13 protein-coding genes are annotated in these 21,818 nt (G+C 33.6%); 8 read left to right on the top strand and 5 right to left on the bottom strand.

The window, feature by feature from the left end:
• Positions 1-221 precede the first annotated feature (221 nt).
• Both FNB79_RS07200 and FNB79_RS07195 read right to left on the bottom strand, forming a co-directional pair.
• Entirely contained in the window at positions 222-1,577 is a 1,356-nt protein-coding gene (locus tag FNB79_RS07200) for a UDP-N-acetylmuramate--L-alanine ligase (protein WP_143380673.1), read from the bottom strand.
• A 54-nt stretch (positions 1,578-1,631) separates the two neighbouring features.
• Positions 1,632-2,378, bottom strand: coding sequence for a tetratricopeptide repeat protein (locus FNB79_RS07195; protein ID WP_143380672.1), 747 nt, complete (start codon positions 2,376-2,378; stop codon positions 1,632-1,634).
• 152 nt (positions 2,379-2,530) lie between these two features.
• On the opposite strand from FNB79_RS07195, the gene FNB79_RS07190 reads away from it, so the two are divergent.
• The gene (locus tag FNB79_RS07190; protein ID WP_185967855.1) at positions 2,531-9,022 is read left to right on the top strand and encodes an alpha-2-macroglobulin family protein; all 6,492 of its coding nucleotides are present in this window, start codon (positions 2,531-2,533) and stop codon (positions 9,020-9,022) included.
• Between the two features lie 156 nt (positions 9,023-9,178).
• Here the strand turns inward: FNB79_RS07190 and obgE are convergent, their stop codons facing one another.
• A complete protein-coding gene (gene obgE, locus FNB79_RS07185) occupies positions 9,179-10,177 on the bottom strand; it encodes a GTPase ObgE (protein WP_143380671.1) in 999 nt (332 codons plus the stop codon).
• A 55-nt stretch (positions 10,178-10,232) separates the two neighbouring features.
• Positions 10,233-11,342, bottom strand: coding sequence for an adenylate kinase (locus tag FNB79_RS07180; protein WP_143380670.1), 1,110 nt, complete (start codon positions 11,340-11,342; stop codon positions 10,233-10,235).
• 162 nt (positions 11,343-11,504) lie between these two features.
• Here FNB79_RS07180 and FNB79_RS07175 point away from each other — a divergent pair, with 162 nt between their 5' ends.
• From FNB79_RS07175 to FNB79_RS07155, 5 genes are all read left to right on the top strand, one after another.
• Complete coding sequence (locus tag FNB79_RS07175; protein ID WP_143380669.1) at positions 11,505-12,659, top strand: 5-(carboxyamino)imidazole ribonucleotide synthase; 1,155 nt, start codon at positions 11,505-11,507, stop codon at positions 12,657-12,659.
• Positions 12,660-12,698: 39 nt separating this feature from the next.
• A complete protein-coding gene (purE, locus tag FNB79_RS07170) occupies positions 12,699-13,178 on the top strand; it encodes a 5-(carboxyamino)imidazole ribonucleotide mutase (protein WP_143380668.1) in 480 nt (159 codons plus the stop codon).
• A gap of 173 nt (positions 13,179-13,351) precedes the next feature.
• Positions 13,352-15,382, top strand: a complete 2,031-nt coding sequence (locus FNB79_RS07165) for a M3 family metallopeptidase (protein ID WP_143380667.1) — start codon at positions 13,352-13,354, stop codon at positions 15,380-15,382.
• A 128-nt stretch (positions 15,383-15,510) separates the two neighbouring features.
• Entirely contained in the window at positions 15,511-16,065 is a 555-nt protein-coding gene (locus tag FNB79_RS07160) for a sigma-70 family RNA polymerase sigma factor (protein WP_143380666.1), read from the top strand.
• A 1-nt stretch (position 16,066) separates the two neighbouring features.
• Positions 16,067-16,321 (top strand): hypothetical protein, encoded by a 255-nt coding sequence (locus FNB79_RS07155; protein ID WP_143380665.1) that lies wholly within the window; start codon positions 16,067-16,069, stop codon positions 16,319-16,321.
• Here the strand turns inward: FNB79_RS07155 and FNB79_RS07150 are convergent.
• A complete protein-coding gene (locus FNB79_RS07150) occupies positions 16,318-17,154 on the bottom strand; it encodes a UbiA prenyltransferase family protein (RefSeq protein WP_143380664.1) in 837 nt (278 codons plus the stop codon). The genes FNB79_RS07155 and FNB79_RS07150 overlap by 4 nt on opposite strands.
• Before the next feature lie 117 nt (positions 17,155-17,271).
• Here FNB79_RS07150 and gcvP point away from each other — a divergent pair, with 117 nt between their 5' ends.
• Positions 17,272-20,115, top strand: coding sequence for an aminomethyl-transferring glycine dehydrogenase (gcvP, locus tag FNB79_RS07145; RefSeq protein ID WP_143380663.1), 2,844 nt, complete (start codon positions 17,272-17,274; stop codon positions 20,113-20,115).
• 112 nt (positions 20,116-20,227) lie between these two features.
• Positions 20,228-21,286, top strand: coding sequence for a 3-oxoacyl-ACP synthase III family protein (locus FNB79_RS07140; RefSeq protein WP_143380662.1), 1,059 nt, complete (start codon positions 20,228-20,230; stop codon positions 21,284-21,286).
• The last annotated feature ends 532 nt before the right edge of the window (positions 21,287-21,818 follow it).

Genomic DNA, 21,818 nt, shown 5'->3' with positions numbered 1-21,818 from the left:
GAGATTTAGAATTATCCAAATCTCGCTTTTTTGTTATATTTATTAAAACTGAATGTAATGGTACTCGTCACCCAGAACTTGTTTCAGGATCTCACACTCTCCCATTGCATTATCAATACTTTATATGATTCTGAAACAAGTTGAGAATGACGATGAATTTAAACAAAGTCTTATGTCGCTGATTCTTAATTCTAAACACAAAGCAATCTTTGTTCTTAAATCTATTTAACCAGAGACTTCACATCGTCAAAATTCAATCCGCCATAATTTCCTGAACTCATTAATAATAAGGCAGAGTTTTCTAAATTTTGCGCAAACAGAAACTGTTTAAAGGAATCTGGATTGGTATAAATTATTAAATCGTCTCGCTCGAAAGCCGAAGCAATTTGTGCTTTAGTTACAGCTTCTAGTTTTTTAATTTCGACAGCATGTGGCGAATAAAACACCACCGCTTTATCTGCAGCATCTAAACTACCTTTATAATGTTTTAAAAATTCTGCGTTTAAACTGCTATATGTATGTAATTCTAAGCACGCTATTAATTTTCTATTTTCAAACTGTGCTTTTACCGCTTTGGTTGTCGCTGCTACTTTACTTGGCGAATGTGCAAAATCCTTGTAGGCTACACTTGTTTTTCCTTCGGCTATTTTCTCTAAACGCTTACTTGCGCCTTTAAACGTAGCAATAGCTTCGTAGAAATCATCTTCATCTACACCCATATGTTGACAAATCCACTTTGCTCCTGCTAAATTATTTAAATTATGGGCTCCAAATACTTCAATTGGCAGCGGACCTTCTTCAGTTTCTAAAAGTGTTTCTCCATCTTCAACCGTAAACTCAGGCGTATGATAAGGTAATTTTCTAATCGGATTTTCTGAAGCTTCAACAACACGTTTTACAGCTTCGTCTTCTTCATTATATGTTATACTTCCACCGTTAACAATACTATCTACAAAAATTTTAAATTGCGCTTCATAATTTTCATACGTTGGAAACACATTAATATGGTCCCAAGCAATACCGCTTAACAAGGCAATATTTGGTTTATATAAATGAAATTTAGGTCGTCTATCTATTGGCGAACTTAAATACTCATCGCCTTCTAACACTATAAAGTCGTTGTCGTCTGTAAGCTTTACCATAACATCAAAACCGTCTAATTGTGCACCCACCATATAATCTACATCTCTATCGTGGTAATGCATAACATGTAAAATCATCGAAGTAATGGTTGTTTTTCCATGACTTCCGCCAATTACTACACGCGTTTTGTTTTTAGATTGCTCATATAAAAATTCAGGATAACTGTATATTTTAAGTCCCAAATCTTGAGCTTTTAGCAACTCCGGATTATCAGCTTTTGCATGCATGCCTAAAACTACAGCATCTAAATCTGTAGTAATTTTTTCTGGAAACCAGCCAAAAGCTTCTGGTAATAATCCTTTTGCTTGCAATCTTGATTTTGAAGGTTCGAAAATTTCATCGTCACTACCTGTAACTTGATATCCTTTGTTATGTAAAGCCAAGGCTAAATTGTGCATTGCACTTCCGCCAATAGCTATAAAATGTACATTCATAAACTTATTTTGAAGACCGTAAAGATACACGTTTTAGTACGTTTTTCAGAACGTTTATGGGGTAATCTCATCTAATTTTTGCTGAAGTTCTTCGGCTCTTAAACGGACATATCCTGTTCTTAAAACGGTAATGGCTTTATCTTTCTGGTCTCGATTTAAATAAAATTCGGCAAGAGTCATATAACAGGTTTTCGAACCACCAATGTCTACTGCTTGTTTATAAAACTGTTCTGCTTGTTTAAAATCGTTTGCTTTGTCGTATAGGTAACCTTTTGCTAAATATCCATCTACCTTCGACAGTGATTCTAATTGGTTAGCATAGGTAATGGCTTTAGATGTACTTCCGCCAAGAAGGCCGGGTAATTCCATATAAATTTTCACTAAAGCCCAACGCGTTTCAATATGATTGGAGTCTAATTCTGCGGCTTGAATACATTCTGATTTCGCCTCTAGAATCAACGGAACGGCCATAAGTTTATTTACAGTTAATGCTTTCATAGCTAAAGCGCCGCCATATTTGTAATGGTAATTGGCCACTTCGGGATATAAATTAACTAAAATATCATATTGCGTAATTGCAGAATCCCAAGCTTTAGTATGACTATAAGCATCGCCTAATAATTCTGTTAATTCCGGTGTGCTATGTACGGTAGATTCTGACATCGGTTTTAATATTAAAATCACCGAATCGTATTTTTCAGACTCAAAATACGCTTGTGCTTCATCAAATTTATTTTGTGAAAATATAATATGCGAAAAACACAGTGTGAAGATTATAAAACCTAAAAGACGACAATTCATGCTCCAAAAATAATCTATTTAAAAAGTAATTATAATCTATTAAAAGAATATTGCGTTCTAAAAATTAATAACTTTCCCATTAACATAAAATTTGGAACTGTTTTTGATTTCATATCAATTTTATTCTACAATGTTACCATAAACTAACGCCTATGAACACTCTAAAGTACTTAATTTTTAGTATCGTTTTTACACAAACAGCACTTGCCCAACAACCCAATTTCGAGAATTTATGGTCTGAAGTCGAAACGTTAGAGCTTGCACAATTACCGAAATCTGCTTTAGAAAAGGTTGAAAACATTGATAAACTTGCAATCAAATACAACAATCAACCTCAGCATATTAAGTCGATGATGTATAAGAGTAAATTCGCTTTGGTACTCGAAGAAGATGCGCAACTTAGTATTATAAAGCATTTTAAAGCTGAAATTTTGAAAAGCCAAGCGCCCACAAAAAATATTTTAGAAAGCATTTTGGCCAATTTATATTGGGATTACTTTAAGCAGAACCGTTATAAGTTTTACAATCGCACAAAAACTGAAGAAAAAGTAGATGAAACCGATTTTAGAACTTGGGATTTAAATACCCTTTTTGAAACCATTCAGTTACATTTTCAAAATAGTCTAACACATGAAACAGTCTTAAAACAAACACCAATAGATGCCTTTTCAGATATTTTATTGGAACAAAAAGATTCAAAACAGTACCGACCAACACTTTATGACTTATTAAGTCATGAAGCTTTAAAATTTTATAAAAGCACCGAACGGAGTATTACAAAACCTGCATATAAATTTACACTAGAAGACACCAAGTTATTAAATACAGCTACTGAATTTTCGAACTTAAAATTAGAGAGCAAAGACTCTACGTCTTTAGAATTTCAAGCGTTAAAAATCTATCAGAATCTCATTCAGTTTCATTCAAATACTAAAAACACTGAGGCTTTAGTAACTGTAGATATTGAACGTTTATTGTTTGTTAAAGACAAAGCCGTTTTTAAAGATTCAGAAGAACTATTAATAAAAGCATTACAAAGGTCGAGTAAAATATACAACAACACCTTAGCGAGTGCCTATTACGATTTGGAACTTGCCAAAATTTATAAAAGTCAAGGAAACACTTACACCCCAGAATCTACTGCCAATGTAAGATGGAAATTAAAGGACGCCATGACGTTATGCAATACTATAATATCTAAATTCCCTGACAATAAAATAGCTGAACATTGTAAACTTTTAAAAGCAGAAATAATGCAACCTAGCGTTGCTATTAAACATGAATTAATCGTTCCTACATCCACAAAATCTAGAATTTTAATCACCTATAAAAACATAAATCAATTAGACTTTAAAGCTGTAAAAATCACTCACAATCAGCTCAATATTTTTGAAGGTTTTTATAACCAAAAAGATAAAGATAGTTTTGCTAGCACTTTAAAATTCAACAAAACATGGAACTCCAATTTAAGAAATGAAAACGATTACCAAGAACATGATACTGAAATTATTGCACCAGAATTTGATAATGGTATCTATTTAATTGCAGCAACAGACACAAAAACAAAAACCGCTGGATATTCAACTTTACAGGTTTCTAATATTGCTACTGTACAAAAGGAAAACCCTAAACAAATTATTTTTCAAGCTATTAATAGAACTACAGGCGAACCATTTGTAAAATCTAAAATCACAATTAATTATACCTACAATAACAACAGAAAAAGAACAGAGACCAAGTATACAGATACCTTTGGAAACATACAGATTCCTAAAACCACAAGACGAGATTATGTACGTTTTAATTTAATCTTTAACACTGGAGATGAAACTGCACACTTTGATGGATTTCATTTAAATCACGCTTACGCACGTAATCAAGATACTAATAAAAAAACCTATAACTCATTTCTTTTTACAGACCGAAGCATTTATAGACCTGGACAAACCATCTATTTTAAAGGAATTGCAATGCAGTCAAAAAATGGTAAACACGAGGTTTTAAAAAATGAAGACGTTTATGTAGTCTTATATAATGCAAACGATGATGACGTCGAAGAACTGACTTTGACAACAAATGAATTTGGTTCGGTGCAAGGTGAATTTATCTTACCAAGTACTGGATTAAACGGACAGTTTTATCTAGAAATGGATTCTGAGTCTAGCAATAAAGACATGGAATCTAGCGTGTATTTCTCTGTAGAAGATTACAAACGCCCCACATTTGAAGCCCATTTTAATCCCGTAACAGAAACCTATGCTGTAAACGATTCTATTACAGTTAATGGCGAAGCACTTGCTTTTACTGGAAGTAAAATTACAAATGCAACCGTCGTGTACCGCGTTAATAGAATGGTAGATTTCCCCTATTGGTACTACAGAACACATCCCCATTTTTATAACGAATCTCAAGAAATTATACACAGTGAAACGCAAACAAACGATTCTGGACAATTTAAAATAAATTTTAAAGCTATTCCAGACCTCGGTTTCGATAAAGCATCTCTACCAATATTTAGGTATCACATCACTGCAGACATCACAGATATAAATGGCGAAACACGATCTACATCAACCACTATTTCGGTTGGTTACCACAGTATTGTCGCAAAATTACAGATTGAAAATAAATTAGATAAAAAAGCAAAAACCAATCAAATTAGCATACTTACAACTAATTTAAACGGCCAATCTACACCAATTACAGGAACTTTAAAAATTTATAAATTACAAGCACCTAGTCACGTTTTAAGAGAACGGCCTTGGGCGGCACCAGAGTATCAAGACATTGATAAAAATACGTTTAACAAGCTTTTTCCTCACGATGCATATTCTAATGAAGACAACCCTAATAACTGGAAAAAAGGAAACCTTGTATTAAAAGAAACCGTTAATACGGCAAACGGAGAATCGATTCAGTTACACAAAATAAAACGATGGGAATCTGGAAAATACACTGCTTATTTTGAAAGTAAAGACGAACATAATTATCCTATAAAAGACGAAATTACGTTTGAAGTATTCGGCGAAGATGACGAAACGATATCAGATCACGGCTTATTTCAAATTAATATAGACAAGCTTACTTACAACCCAGGTGATGTTGTACAACTAACATTGGCTTCTGCAGCAAAACATTTAGTTGTCACTTTAGAAATAGAAAAAGACTATAAAGTATATGCGAGACATATTGTCCATTTAAATCAGAACAAAAAAACCATTAAAATTCCAGTATTAGAAACAGATTTAGGCGGATTTGCCATTCATTATAGCTATGCTGCCTTTAACAGTTTTAAATCTGGATCCATGATTATAAAGGTACCTTATCCTAAAACTGACTTACAGATTAAGACCAACACATTTAGAAATAAGATACAACCTGGAGCTCCAGAAACTTGGAGTTTCAATATTTCAGGACCTCAAGGCGAAAAAGTAACTTCAGAAGTTTTAGCAAGTATGTATGATGCCTCTTTAGACGCTTTTAGAGGACATGATTGGAGCATGAATGCAACCTATAAACCTATGTATTATTCATATAATAATTGGAGGGGAAACGCTGCTTTTGGAACCCAATATTCGCGTTTATACTTTAACAAAACGAACCTTTATGTTAGTCCACAATATTTCGATACTCTTGATTCATTTGGTTTTAGTTTTAATGGAAATGAGTGGACCAATCGAGAATATTTAAATCGCATACAACTAAAGAAAATATCTAAATACAGCGATTCAATTCCAAAAGGACAAATTAGAGGAACCATTTTAGATAGCGATGGTTTACCGCTTCCTGGAGTAAACGCCATCATAAAAGGGAGTAATACAGGTACCCAAACAGATTTTGATGGTGAATTCACCCTTGAAGCTAGTCCCGACGATACCATTATATTAAGTTATATCGGCTACACCACTACAGAATTTACTGTAGATAATAAAAATAAATTTATTATTAAAATGGTTGAAAGCAGCGAATCTTTAGATGAAGTTGTGGTTGTCGGTTATGGGACACAGCTCAAGAAAAGTTTAACTGGATCTGTCTCTGATGTAGAAATTGTGTCCAATGAAACGGAAATTGATGAAACTGTAATAGAAGATATGGAAGTACCATTTTCTATTCGTGGAATAGGCTCTATTTCAGATACAAATCAGCCACTATATATAATTGATGGCGTTGTTTCTGAAACTAATACTATCAATAAAGCAGACATTTTAAACCTTGAGGTCTTAAAAGGCGCTGAAGCAACTGCACTTTATGGCAATAAAGCAGCAAATGGCGTCGTTATTATTACAACCAAAAACGGGTCTAAATTTAACGACGTAAAAATTAGAAAAAACCTAAAAGAAACGGCGTTCTTCTTTCCGCAACTCCAAACCAATAGTGAAGGTGATATCAGTTTTAGTTTTACTTCACCAGAAGCTTTAACGCAATGGAAATTGCAACTATTGGCGCATTCTGCGAGTATGAATAGTGCTGTAAAAACCTTAACAACGGTGACACAAAAAGAACTTATGGTTCAGCCTAACACGCCACGCTTTTTACGTCATGGTGATGCTATTACCATAAGCACAAAAATCTCAAATTTATCTGACACTGTTTTAAATGGAGAGGCCGTTTTACAGCTTTTCGATGCAGTTACCAATGCACCGATAGATATCAATTTAGAAAACACAAATGCTTTAAAATCTTTTAGTGTAGACACCAACAACAATACTCAAGTCTCTTGGACACTTAAAATTCCAGAAACTATCGATGCTGTATTATATAAAATTGTCGCCAAAGCAGGAAACTTTAGCGATGGTGAGCAAAATGTTTTACCTGTGTTATCTAACCGTATGTTAGTTACCGAAACTTTATCAATGTGGGTAAACAGTAATGAATCGCGCACCTTCCAACTCGATAAATTAAAACACAACACCTCTAAAACATTAAAACATCATAAACTAACATTAGAAATTACGTCTAATCCGGCTTGGTATGCCATTCAAGCCTTACCATATATTATTGAATATCCGTTTGACTGTAACGAGCAAATATTTTCTCGTTTTTATGGGAATACCTTAGCAAGTCACATCATAAATTCTAATCCGAGAATTCAAGAAGTATTCAATCTTTGGAAATCGAAAGATGCACTAATAAGTAATCTTGAAAAGAACGACGAGTTAAAATCTATTTTAATAGAAGAAACCCCTTGGTTACGGGATGCCCAAAGTGAAACGGAGCAAAAGAAACGTATCGGTTTATTATTCGACATGAATACCATGAGTGCTAAAATGCAAGCTACACTTCAAAAACTAGAAAATAATCAATTAGGTTCTGGTGCTTGGCCTTGGTTTGCTGGCGGACGCGAAAACAGATTCATCACCCAACATATACTTACCGGTTTCGGACATTTACTACATTTAGGTGTAGATACTAAAGATTCAAAAAACATGCTATCTAAGGCTCTTAAATATACCGATAAAGCATTTATAGAATCTTACAAAGACATTGCAAAATATAACGACACTCCTGACTATGATGCCTATCATTTAAATAACATCCAGCTGCATTATTTATATATGAGAAGTTTTTATTCTGAAAACAAACCGTCTGAAGAACTTCAAAACATTATCGATTATTATGGCACTCAAATTAAAACATATTGGACAAAAGGTTCGTTATACAATAAAGGATTAATGGCCTTAATTGCACAGCGCTCAGGAGATGAAAAAACAGCCACTGCCATTATAAAATCGTTAAAAGAAAACACTATCACTAATGATGAATTGGGCATGTATTGGAAAGCCAATACAGCATCGTGGTATTGGTACGAATCACCTATTGAAACCCAAGCCTTATTAATTGAAGCCTTTTCTGAAATTGAAAAGGACACAAAAACCATCGATAATTTAACCAAATGGTTATTGAAAAACAAACAGACCAACCGTTGGTCTACCACAAAATCTACCACAGATGCGATATACGCTATTTTATTAAAAGGTAGCGACTGGTTATCGGTTACAGAATCTGTAGATATTACTATTGGCGAACAATCTATTCCAGAAAATAAATTAAAAGACACTAAAGTTGAAGCTGGTACAGGCTACTTTAAAACCACTTGGACGGCCGATGAGATTACACCAGAATTGGCAAAAGTTACTTTAACTAAAAAAGACAAGGGCATGGCTTGGGGAAGTTTGTATTGGCAATATTTTGAAGATTTAAATGCGATAACCTCAGCAGAAACCCCGTTACAATTAACCAAAAAGTTATTTACAAAATCGAATACAGATACTGGCGAAATCTTAACCGAGGTGAAACCAGAAACCACATTAAAAGTGGGTGATTTAATTCGGGTACGCATCACTTTAAGAACAGACCGCGATATGGACTTTCTGCATATGAAAGATATGAGAGCCTCCGGTTTAGAGCCAGTAGACGTCATTTCTAAATTCAAATGGCAAGATGGTTTAGGCTATTACCAAAGCACTAAAGATGCCGCAACACATTTCTTTTTCGATAGCGTAAATAAAGGTGTGTATGTCTTTGAATACGATTTACGTGTTAATAACGCCGGAACAATGAGTAACGGTATTACAACCATACAGAGTATGTATGCTCCTGAATTTAGTAGTCATAGTGAAGGGGTTCGCATTTTGGTGAAGTAGTTAAAAAAGAAAGCTAGGATTATTAATTAAGATCATACTGAACTTGTTTCAGTATCTCAAATCTAACTCAGATAAAACTTTACAAACAAAAAAAGGAGCCCTAAAGCTCCTTTTTTATTTACTGTATCATGTTTAAATCTGCTAAAAAAGGAACAGTTAAACATTTAACATCTTCCAAAGTTTATCTTTTAATTCTGTAATACCTTGCTGGGCTACTGCTGAAATAAACATATAATCGACACCTAATTTTTCGTCAAGTTCTACTTTTAATTCGGCTTGTAACTCGTCATCTAACATATCACATTTAGAAATTGCTATTAAACGGTCTTTATCTAACATTTCTGGATTGTAACGTCTAAGCTCATCTAACAAAATCTCATATTGTTTAGTAATATCTTCTGCATCTGCAGGAATTAAAAACAATAAGGTCGAGTTTCTCTCAATATGTCTTAAGAAATAATATCCAAGTCCTTTTCCTTCGGCTGCACCTTCAATAATTCCAGGAATATCTGCCATTACAAACGTCTGAAAGTCGCGATATTCTACAATCCCTAAATTAGGTTTTAAGGTGGTAAACTCGTAATCTGCAATTTTAGGCTTTGCAGAAGTGATTACAGATAATAGTGTTGATTTTCCTGCATTAGGAAATCCTACTAAACCAACATCGGCAAGTAGTTTTAACTCTAACGTGACGTGTTTCTCTTCTAATGGTGTTCCTGGTTGTGCATAACGTGGCGTCTGATTTGTTGCACTCTTAAAATGCCAGTTACCACGGCCTCCCATTCCGCCTTCACAAATAATACGTTCTTCGCCATTATAAGTAATTTCAAAAATCACCTCATTAGTTTCGGTATCTCTAATTACGGTTCCTAATGGTACATCTAAATACACATCTTCGCCATCTGCTCCTGTACTACGACCACTACTTCCGTGCTCGCCATGTCCAGCTCTTAAATGACGTTTAAATTTTAAATGAAAAAGGGTCCATAAATTGTCGTTACCTCTTATAATAACATGACCTCCACGACCACCATCTCCCCCATCGGGACCTCCTTTTGCGACATACTTTTCGCGATGTAAATGCGTAGATCCCTTACCACCATTTCCAGATGTTAAATGAATTTTTACGTAGTCTACAAAATTTCCTTCAGTCATAATTACTCGGACTTATCTTTTAAGTCATTAAATGTTAAACATGTAATTGTTTTAATTACAAGGTATCGATTACTTTACTTAAGCGTGCTGTAATTTCTTCTACAGAACCTACACCATCTACACCAAAATATTTATTTTGATCTGAGTAGTAATCTTTTAATATAGCTGTTTTAGAATAGTATTCTTTAATTCGATTTGCAATGATAGACTCATCTGCATCGTCTGAGCGTCCACTTGTTTTTCCACGTTCTAATAAACGCTCAATTAAAATACTATCTTCTACTTCTAATGCAATCATGGCATTAATTTCAGAATCTTTGCTTTGCATTAGTTCTTGTAAAGCTGAGGCTTGTGCATTTGTGCGAGGAAAACCATCAAAAATAAATCCGTTAGCATCTGCATTTTTCTCAACTTCTGCACTCAACATATCAATGGTTACTTTATCTGGAACCAATTCTCCTTTATCCATGTAAGATTTAGCTAACATGCCTAGAGCCGTTTCATTTTTTATATTGTAACGAAATACATCTCCGGTAGATATATGTACTAAATCGTATTTTTCTTTTAAAAAATTTGCTTGTGTTCCTTTCCCTGCACCTGGAGGTCCGAATAGAACTAAATTTGTCATATGTTGAGTTGTTTTAATTTGATATACTTCTGGTAAATTTCGACCTAATCCGTCGTAATCTAAACCATAGCCTACTATAAATTTATCCGGAATTTCAATACCTACATAATGTAGTTTAAAGTCCTTTTTATAAGCAGTTGGTTTATAAAACAAGGTTGCAATGGTCAAAGATTTTACATTTTCGTTTTTAAAAATGCGATGTATTTCGGCTAACGTGCCACCGGTATCTATAATATCTTCTAATATCACTACAGAACGCCCGGATAAATCTTGGGTTAAACCAATTAAACGTTGTATGTCTTCTGAAGATTTTACACCTTCGTAAGATGCCAATTTAATAAAAGTTACCTCGCATGGTTTCTGATATTTCTTAACAAAATCGCTTACAATCATAAACGATCCGTTTAAAACACCAATAAAAACAGGAACCTCATCTGCAAAGTCTTCAGCAATTTGTTCTGCCATTCTTGTTAGCGCATCATCTATTTGTTTTGCCGAAATAAACGGCTTAAAATATTTGTCATGAAGCTTTATCATAAAATAACCTGTTTTTTGTTAATTCTTGGCAAAGATAATCAATTGACTCCTATAATCTAATTTAGAAAAAGGTTTCATACTATTGATTCCTTAATTTTAGAATTAATTTCATATTAAAATGTATTTTTGTCTCGTCTAAAACACGAGTAAAACAGTTATAAAATGAATTATTTTTCTTCAAATTTTAAATTAGGAATTCTAGGTGGTGGTCAATTAGGAAAAATGCTACTAAATGAAACCCGTAAATTCGACATCTACACTTGTGTCTTAGACCCTAGTGAAGAAGCGCCTTGTAAAGTAGGTAGCAATGAGTTTTACATAGGTGATTTAATGGATTATGATGCCGTATTTAATTTTGGAAAACAGGTAGATGTTCTCACTATAGAAATTGAAAACGTAAACGTTAATGCGCTAGAAGATTTAGAACAACAGGGCATAAAAGTATATCCCTCTGCCAAAACTTTACGTACTATACAAAACAAAGCCACACAAAAATTATTTTATGTAGACCATAATTTACCTACAGCACCATTTTCTAGATTTGCATATACAGTAGAAATTAAAGACTCTATTGCAAATGGCGGTTTAGAATTTCCGTTTGTATGGAAAAGTGCACAGTTTGGTTATGATGGTATGGGCGTTAAAATTGTAAAACAATTATCCGACCTAGATAATTTACCAAATGTAGAATGTATTACAGAAATTTTAGTCCCTTTTAAAAATGAACTGTCTGTAATTGTATCTAGAACGCCTTCTGGAGAAATAAAAACATATCCCGTTGTTGAAATGGAATTTCACCCAGAAGCTAATCAAGTAGAATATGTAATTTGCCCCGCCCGAATTAGTGAAAACGTCGCTAAAAAAGCAACCGATGTAGCTTTAAAAGCAGCACAAGCATTTAACCACGTTGGCTTATTGGCTGTAGAAATGTTTCAGACAGAAAATGACGATATTATTATTAATGAAGTTGCTCCACGACCACATAACTCGGGACACCAAACTATAGAAGCAAGTTTCACTTCTCAATTTGAGCAACATCTAAGAGCAGTTCTTGATTTACCTCTAGGAAATACAGCAAATAAACTAAATGGTATTATGGTAAACTTAGTTGGTGCCGAAGGTCACACAGGAGATGTAGTATATAAAAACATTGAAAGTATTATGGCCATGGACGGCGTTACACCACATATTTATGGTAAAAAACAAACACGTCCGTTTAGAAAAATGGGACATGTAACTATTGTAAATGAAGACATTACCGAAGCGCGTAAAATCGCAGAAAACGTAAAAAACAACATTCAAGTCATTACAGAATAAATTAAAGCATTAATTATTAATGTAAATACACACAAAATTATGAGCAAAGTAGGCGTTATTATGGGAAGCAAAAGCGACCTTCCTGTTATGCAAGAAGCAATAGACATTTTAAAAGGTTTCGATATAGAAGTTGAAGTAGATATCGTGTCTGCACATCGTACTCCAGAAAAACTATTTGATTATGGTAAACATGCTCACACAAGAGGCATTCAAGTGATTATAGCTGGAGCAGGAGGTGCTGCACATCTTCCAGGAATGGTGGCATCACTATCACCACTTCCAATTATAGGAGTACCTGTTAAAAGTAGTAATTCTATAGACGGTTGGGACTCTGTACTCTCTATATTACAAATGCCAGGCGGTGTTCCTGTCGCTACTGTAGCCCTTAATGGTGCTAAAAACGCAGGAATATTAGCGGCACAAATTATTGGTAGCTCAGACCGTTGTGTACGCGATAAAATAGAAGTATATAAAGAGGGTTTAAAACAGGCCGTTTTAGAAACAGCCAAACAATTATAAACACAAAAAAGCCTCGATTTCTCGAGGCTTTTTTTCGCTATTAATCAATAAATTTTTTCAGAGTAACCAGCTCTATTATGAAAAAAATCCTTGCAAAGATATAACATTTCTTAATTTACAAGCACTTAAATAACGATTTTTTAACATTTATTAAGAAAAAAAATACTCTAAAAATGAAAATCCTATTAGAACCATTTAAAACAAAATATAATACAGCTCCATTTTCAAAAATTAAAAATGAAGATTTCTTACCAGCAATTACCAAATTAATTGAAAGTACTAAATCTGAAATTGAGCAAATTACTACTAATCCTGAAGCACCAACCTTCGAGAATACAATTGAAGCGCTAGAATTTACCGGTCAGCAATTAGATCGTGTTACTAGTATTTTCTTCAACTTAAATGCTGCAGAAACAAATGCTGAAATTCAAAAAATTGCTCAAGAGGTTTCTCCTATGCTTTCAGAATTTAGCAATGACATCACTTTAAACGAAGCTTTATTTAAACGTGTAAAATCAATTTACGATCAAAAACATAATCTAGATTTAACCTCAGAGCAATTGATGCTTTTAAATAAATCGTACAAAAGTTTTTCAAGAAATGGTGCCAATTTAAAAGAAGAAAAAAAAGAGATTCTACGTGGTATCGATAAAGACCTAAGCAAATTAAGTTTAAGTTTTGGCGAAAATGTTCTAGCAGAAACTAATGCTTTCGAGTTGCATATAACTAATGAAGCGGATTTAAGCGGTTTACCAGAAGGTGCTAAAGAAGCTGCAAAGCAATTAGCAGAAGATAAAGGCAAAGACGGTTGGTTAATTACATTAGACTACCCAAGTTATATTCCGTTTATGACCTATGCAGACAATAGAGCGCTAAGAAAACAACTAGCCATTGCTTTTGGGCAAAGAGGATTTCAAAATAATGAATTTGACAACCAAAATATAGTTTTAAATATTGTTAAGAAACGGTATAAACGGGCACAATTATTAGGTTACAACACCCATGCACATTTTGTCTTAGAAGAACGTATGGCTAAAACACCCGAAACAGTTTCTTCATTTTTAAATGAATTATTAGAAAAAGCCAAACCAGCTGCATTAGCAGAATATAAAACCTTAGAAGATTTTGCTAAAGAATGTGATGATATTGACAGACTTGAAAAATGGGATTCCAGCTACTATGCTGAAAAACTAAAACAAAAATTATTTGATTTAGATGATGAAAAGCTAAAGCCTTATTTTCAATTAGAAAACGTAACCCAAGGTGCCTTTAGCATTGCAAAAAAACTTTATGGCTTACATTTTGAAGAAATAGACAGTATAGATAAATACCATCCTGAAGTTACAACGTATAAAGTAACAAACGAGACCGGTGATTTAGTTTCTATCTTTTACACCGATTTCTTTCCAAGACCAGGAAAGCGAAATGGCGCTTGGATGACCTCATACAAATCCCAATATATTAAAAACGGAGAAAACAGTCGCCCACATGTCTCTATAGTCTGTAATTTTACTAAACCCACAAAAAGCAAACCCTCTTTATTAACTTTTAACGAAGTGACTACGCTGTTTCATGAATTTGGTCATGCTTTACATGGTATGTTAGCCAACACAACATATCCTAGTTTATCTGGTACTAGTGTATTTTGGGATTTTGTAGAATTACCAAGTCAAGTTATGGAAAACTGGTGTTACGAAAAAGAAGCTTTAGAGTTATTCGCTACACATTATCAAACTAGCGAAGTGATTCCAATGGAATTGGTCTCTAAAATTAAAGACTCGGCTACTTTTAACGAAGGTATGCAAACCCTACGCCAAATTAGTTTTGGATTGCTAGACATGAGTTGGCATGGTCAAGACTCTACAACAATAAATAATGTAAAAACTCATGAATCTGAAGCTTTTAAAAACACAAAACTCTATCCAGATGTAACTGAAAACTGTATGAGTACAGCGTTTTCTCACATTTTTCAAGGCGGTTATTCTTCGGGCTATTATAGCTATAAATGGGCAGAAGTATTAGATGCAGATGCATTTGAATACTTTAAAGAGGCTGGTATTTTTAATTTAGAAGTTGCAACAAAATTTAAAAACAATGTGTTATCCCAGGGCGGAACTGTAGACCCTATGGTACTTTACAAACGTTTTAGAGGTCAGGAACCTAAGCCCGATGCTTTGCTTAAACGTGCCGGTTTAATAAAATAAAATATAAAAGTTCATAACACAAAAAGTTATGAACTTTTTTTTAAAAAAAATGTTAAAGCTTACTAAAAGCTAAGAGTTTTTATAAAATAGATTTCCTATTTTTGATAAATTAACTGACACCTTCCTATATGCCTGAACATAAAATTGATGCAACCAAATGGGTAGATTTATATTCTGATTACCTATATAACTATACTATTTCTCGAGTTAATGATACTGAAATAGCAAAAGATATTGTTCAAGACACTTTTTTTGCGGGTTTAAAATCAATGAAAAATTTTAAAGGCGAAGCAAGTGAACGCACTTGGTTAGTCTCAATTTTAAAAAGGAAAATAATAGATCATTATCGAAAGATCAATTCAAAAAAAGGAAAAGCAGAAGTTAGAATGTCTTACACAAGTCAAAGTGAAGACGAAGGTGAATGGTTAGAGGAACGTGTAGAAGATCAATCTTATAAAAACGCTGAAGATGTCTTAGAAAACACAGAATTAAGTGTTGCTATTTATAACTGTTTAGATAAATTGCCAGAAAAACAAGCTCAAGTTTTTAAAATGAAAACCATAGAAAATTTTGATACTGAAATAATTTGTAATGAATTAAACATTACAGCGTCTAATCTATGGGTTATAATTCATAGAGCCAGAACATCACTTTCAAGTTGTTTAGAAAAAAATTGGTATTAAGATGAGTAAAATATTTTTGTCGTGCGAAGAAGCTTCACATGTTTGTGATAAAGCACAATATAAAGAGTCGACATTATGGGAACGCATAAAATTTGGAATCCATATTTTATTCTGTACTGTATGTAGAAAACACTCTGTAGATAATCAAAAACTTACTAAAGCCATTGAAAAATCTAAAATTGCGTGTTTAGATAAAAAATCTAAATCAGAGATGAAAACCTGTATAGAGCAAGAATTAAAAAAAACAGGATATTAAGTATTAAAACCCAATTCTAATAATAACCACACAATAGGAAGCCCTTCCACCCAAAACGCAGTATACACATCGCTTTGTTCCACTCTTGAGCCTAGGGTATATAAAATTAAAAGTGTAGTAACTATAAACTGAATTAGAATATAGTGACCAATAATATGTTGTTTTAAAAATTCTAAAAAGAAAAACACAAGCGCTAAAACTATGCCTAAAGTTTTAGTGCGATTTACTCCTATTTTCTGAGGAATAGTTCCTAATTTTAAACTATCATATTTTAAATCTCGAAGCTCAAAAGGTAACATTAAAGCAATTATAAAAATAAAACGTTGTATTGCTGTTAAAAACACCTCATTGTCTAGCTTGTAATGTTTATTAATCAGAGGTAGTAAAACAGTAACACCCGCCCAAACTACCCCAATTAAGTAAACTTTTAATCCACTTATGCTACGCAAATTATGATGCTTATCTACAAAAAATCGTTTGGGTAAAAACGGTATGGCATACATAAAAGTTACCAGTCCAAATGCGAAAATTGATAAAAGGGTATTTAGCTCTAAGAAAAAGGCAAAGTAACACATTAAAACAAAACACATGAGAGAGAAAAGCTCGATTACTCTTAACCAACTTGCCATAGCTCTACGATGTTGCTTTGCTAGACCAAAATATTTCACAAAATTGTATCCAATTACTGATGCAAAAAAAACAAAAAATAATACATTTTTATCAAATGGTAGATCGTATTTTATTAAAGTAATCCAAGCTAGAGCAAATACAGATAATGCTACATGAATACTTGCATTGAGATAAAATTTAAAGAGTTTTTTTAACACCATCATACCACAAAAATAAAGAAACCAGAATTAACATAGTTCTTTTACTAAAAACTTTAAAAAAATGTACTACAATTACCTAGTAAATTATGTATTTTTGCGGCGCAAAACACAATATATTTTATGAATACAAATGCTTTCTCATTGCGTCATATTGGTCCTAGAGAAGCGGACCAAAATCAAATGTTAAAAACTATTGGCGTAGATAGTTTAGATCAACTTATATACGAAACACTACCTGATGGTATCCGCTTACAAAAACCTCTTAATTTAGATGCTCCAATGACAGAGCACGAGTATTTAGCGCATATGCATGAGTTATCTAGTAAAAATAAAATATACAAATCTTATATTGGTTTAGGCTATCACCCAACTATTTTACCTGCTGTAATACAACGTAACATTCTTGAAAATCCAGGATGGTATACAGCTTACACACCTTACCAAGCAGAAATTGCTCAAGGACGCTTAGAAGCGTTATTAAATTTCCAAACCATGATTACAGATCTTACAGGAATGGAAATTGCTAATGCCTCTTTATTAGACGAAAGTACGGCTGCGGCAGAAGCAATGAGTTTATTATTTGCTGTTCGCGACCGTGCTCAGAAAAAAAATGGTGTTAATAAGTTCTTCGTTTCAGAAGCTGTTTTACCTCAAACCTTAGCCCTTTTACAAAGTCGTTCAAATCCAATTGGTATTGAATTAGTCATTGGAGATGAAACAACATTCGATTATACTCCAGACTTTTTTGGAGCTCTATTACAGTATCCAGGTAAAGATGGTAAAATTAGTGATATTAAAACATTTATAGAGATCGCTAATGCTGCTAATATTAAAGTGGCCGTGGCTGCAGATATTTTAAGTTTAGTTAAGCTTGAAGCACCAGGAAAATTCGGTGCAGATATTGTTGTAGGAACTACACAACGGTTTGGTATTCCTATGGGTTACGGTGGCCCACACGCCGCATATTTTGCAACTAAAGAAGCTTATAAAAGAGATCTTCCAGGACGTATTATTGGTGTAACTAAAGACATGGACGGAAACCGTGCTTTACGTATGGCCTTACAAACACGTGAACAACATATTAAACGAGATAAAGCAACATCTAACATTTGTACTGCTCAGGTTTTATTAGCTGTTATGGCTGGAATGTACGCTGTTTATCACGGACCAAAAGGTTTAGAGTTTATAGCTAATAGTATTCACGATAAAGCTTCAGCCCTTGCTGATGCCTTAAAATCTATTGGATTTAAACAAAAAAACGATACTTTTTTCGATACATTAAATATTGAAGCCGATGCCGATAAAGTTAAAGCTATCGCTGAAGCAAAAGAGATAAATTTCTTTTACCCACATGCAGATGCTGTAACAATTTCTATTAATGAAACCACTTCTATTTCAGATTTAAATGATATTATTACAGTATTTGCTGAAATTGTTAAAGCCGAACCTGTTATTATAGAAACGCTTGCTAAAGCCAATAATATTAGTGATAATTTAAAACGTTCATCTACATTTTTAACTTCAGATGTTTTCAATACGCATCATTCAGAAACTGAGTTAATGCGATATATAAAAATGCTTGAACGTAAGGATTTATCATTAAACCATTCTATGATTTCTTTAGGATCTTGTACTATGAAATTAAATGCAGCTTCAGAAATGCTCCCTTTAAGTTCACCTAACTGGGGAAGCATTCATCCTTTTGCACCTTTAGATCAAGTACAAGGTTATCAAACAGTTTTAAAAGCCTTAGAAGACCAATTAACAGAAATCACTGGTTTTTCTGCAACCTCTTTACAACCTAATTCTGGTGCACAAGGAGAATATGCTGGATTAATGACTATTAAAGCATATCACGAATCAAGAGGCGATGAACACAGACATATTTGTTTAATACCTTCCTCTGCACACGGAACAAATCCTGCAAGTGCTGTTATGGCTGGAATGAAAGTGGTAGTTACAAAATCGACTGCAGAAGGCAATATAGATGTAAACGATTTACGTGAAAAAGCAGAATTACATAAAGAAAATTTAGCTTGTTTAATGGTTACATACCCATCAACTCACGGTGTTTACGAATCTGACATTAAAGAAATCACTACTATTATTCACGATAACGGCGGACAAGTTTATATGGACGGTGCAAACATGAATGCTCAAGTAGGATTAACAAATCCAGGAAACATTGGAGCAGACGTTTGCCACCTAAACTTACATAAAACATTTGCAATACCTCATGGTGGTGGTGGCCCTGGTGTTGGACCAATTTGCGTAGCAGAACAATTAGTTCCTTTTTTACCAGGAAACCCAATTATTAAAACAGGAGGAGACAAAGCAATTAAAGCTGTTTCAGCAGCACCATTCGGGTCGTCTTTAGTATGCTTGATCTCTTATGGGTATATTAAAATGTTGGGTACACAAGGCTTAACAGATTCTACGAAAGCAGCAATATTAAATGCAAACTACATAAAAAGTCGTCTACAAGGAAGTTTCGAAACCTTATATTCTGGAGAATGCGGACGTGCTGCCCACGAAATGATTGTAGATTGCAGACCTTTTAAAGCCCATGGTATTGAAGTTACAGACATTGCAAAACGTTTAATGGATTATGGATTTCATGCACCAACAGTATCTTTCCCTGTAGCTGGAACCTTAATGATTGAACCTACAGAAAGTGAAAGTAAACAAGAAATGGATCGTTTTTGTGATGCCCTAATTTCAATTAAAAAAGAAATAGATGCTGCTTCTAAAGACGAACCTAATAATGTGCTAAAAAATGCACCACATACCATGGAAATGCTTACTTCTAGCACATGGGAGTTTCCATACTCTAGAGAAACAGCTGCTTTCCCATTAGATTATGTTCGCCACAATAAATTCTGGCCAACTGTACGACGCGTAGATGACGCTTATGGTGACCGAAATTTAATGTGTACATGTGCACCAATAGAAAGTTATATATAATCTATTTACGATTTTTGAACATCGTAAAATAGCCTTAAATATCCATTGCCTTTATAGTAATTGTCAGTATCTTCATGGGTACAAAACATGCTGTAAAGGCAATTTTTTATTAATGAACATAAAGATCACAGGAACAGGAAGTTACATACCTTCAGTTGTTCAAAAAAACGATAGTTTTCTCAAACATTCGTTCCTCAATACAGATGGAACACCTTTCGAAAATGACAATACTGTCATAATTGACAAATTTAAATCTATAACAGGCATCTCTGAACGTCGTTATGTAAAAGAAGAATTTACATCTTCGGACATTGGTTTTTTCTCTGCAGAAAAAGCAATCGCAAATGCCAATATTAATCCAGAAACTTTAGATTACATTATTTTTGCCCATAATTTTGGAGATATTCCATCTGGTAGTATACAAAGCGATATGCTACCAAGTTTAGCTGTACGCGTTAAGCATAAGCTTAAAATTAAAAACCCTAAGTGTGTAGCGTACGACTTACTTTTTGGATGCCCAGGGTGGATTGAAGGTGTTATACAAGCACAAGCTTTTATAAAAGCGGGGATAGCTAAACGTTGTTTAGTTATTGGATCTGAAACCTTATCACGCGTAGTAGACAAACACGATCGTGATGCAATGATTTTTTCTGATGGTGCAGGTGCTTGTATTCTTGAAGCTACAGAAGATGCTGGTGGAATATTATCTCACATTACAGAAAGCTATACACTTGATAATGCTTTTCATTTATCCTATGGCAAATCTTTTAACACAGAGTTAGATGATAAAATCAAGTATATAAAAATGGATGGTCGTAAAATTTACGAATTTGCATTAACCCATGTACCTGCAGCCATGAAAGCATGTTTAGATGCTAGTGGTGTAGATATTACTGAAGTTAAAAAAGTGTTTATTCATCAGGCTAACGAAAAAATGGACGATGCTATTTTAAAACGTTTTTACCGCCTGTTTAAAATGAAAACACCCCAGAATATTATGCCAATGACTATCGGGAATCTTGGCAACAGTTCTGTAGCTACTGTACCCACTTTGTTAGATGTTGTTAGACATAATAAATTAGAAAATCATAGCCTTAACACAGGCGATGTTATTATTTTTGCAAGCGTTGGTGCAGGAATGCACATTAATGCTATAGTTTACAAATATTAAAAATTCCGCTTATGCGGAAATATAACATCATGTATGAAAGTCATTTTCCGCATAAGCGATATAAAAAATAGCATCGAATTTTTGAAACTACACATTTACAAAAAAATCTAATCTTTTAGATTCTTTTATTACTCCTTATATCGAAGTCATGGCACACCATAGCTGTAATATTCAATAGTGAATATTTACACTATTGCTTTAAAACTTCTATTTCAGATGGGGTTACGGCTTTCGAAATTTTCGAACACTTATTATTTTTTTATCGATTTAATATACATACATAATTGCGAGTATCTCTATTAAATAATAAATTTACTGAAGCGTATTGAAATCACAGAGATATAGATGACCATTATTAGCATAATTTTATAAGCTTGAAATTAAATTGGTTATTTAAAATAAGTAGATAAAAAATTAAAAACGTCATAAATAGACTAATTCAACAAAAAAGTTTTCGTTTTATTTAAGCGTTTTCACTGTGTAAATACTGTATGCATAGCCCCTAACAAAGTAAGATAAAACAGGCCTAAAC

It is taken from the genome of Formosa sediminum, assembly GCF_007197735.1.
GTDB classification, from domain to species: domain Bacteria; phylum Bacteroidota; class Bacteroidia; order Flavobacteriales; family Flavobacteriaceae; genus Formosa; species Formosa sediminum.
Note: the sequence above shows the minus strand (reverse complement) of the source record. Positions and strands in the feature narration are given on the sequence as shown.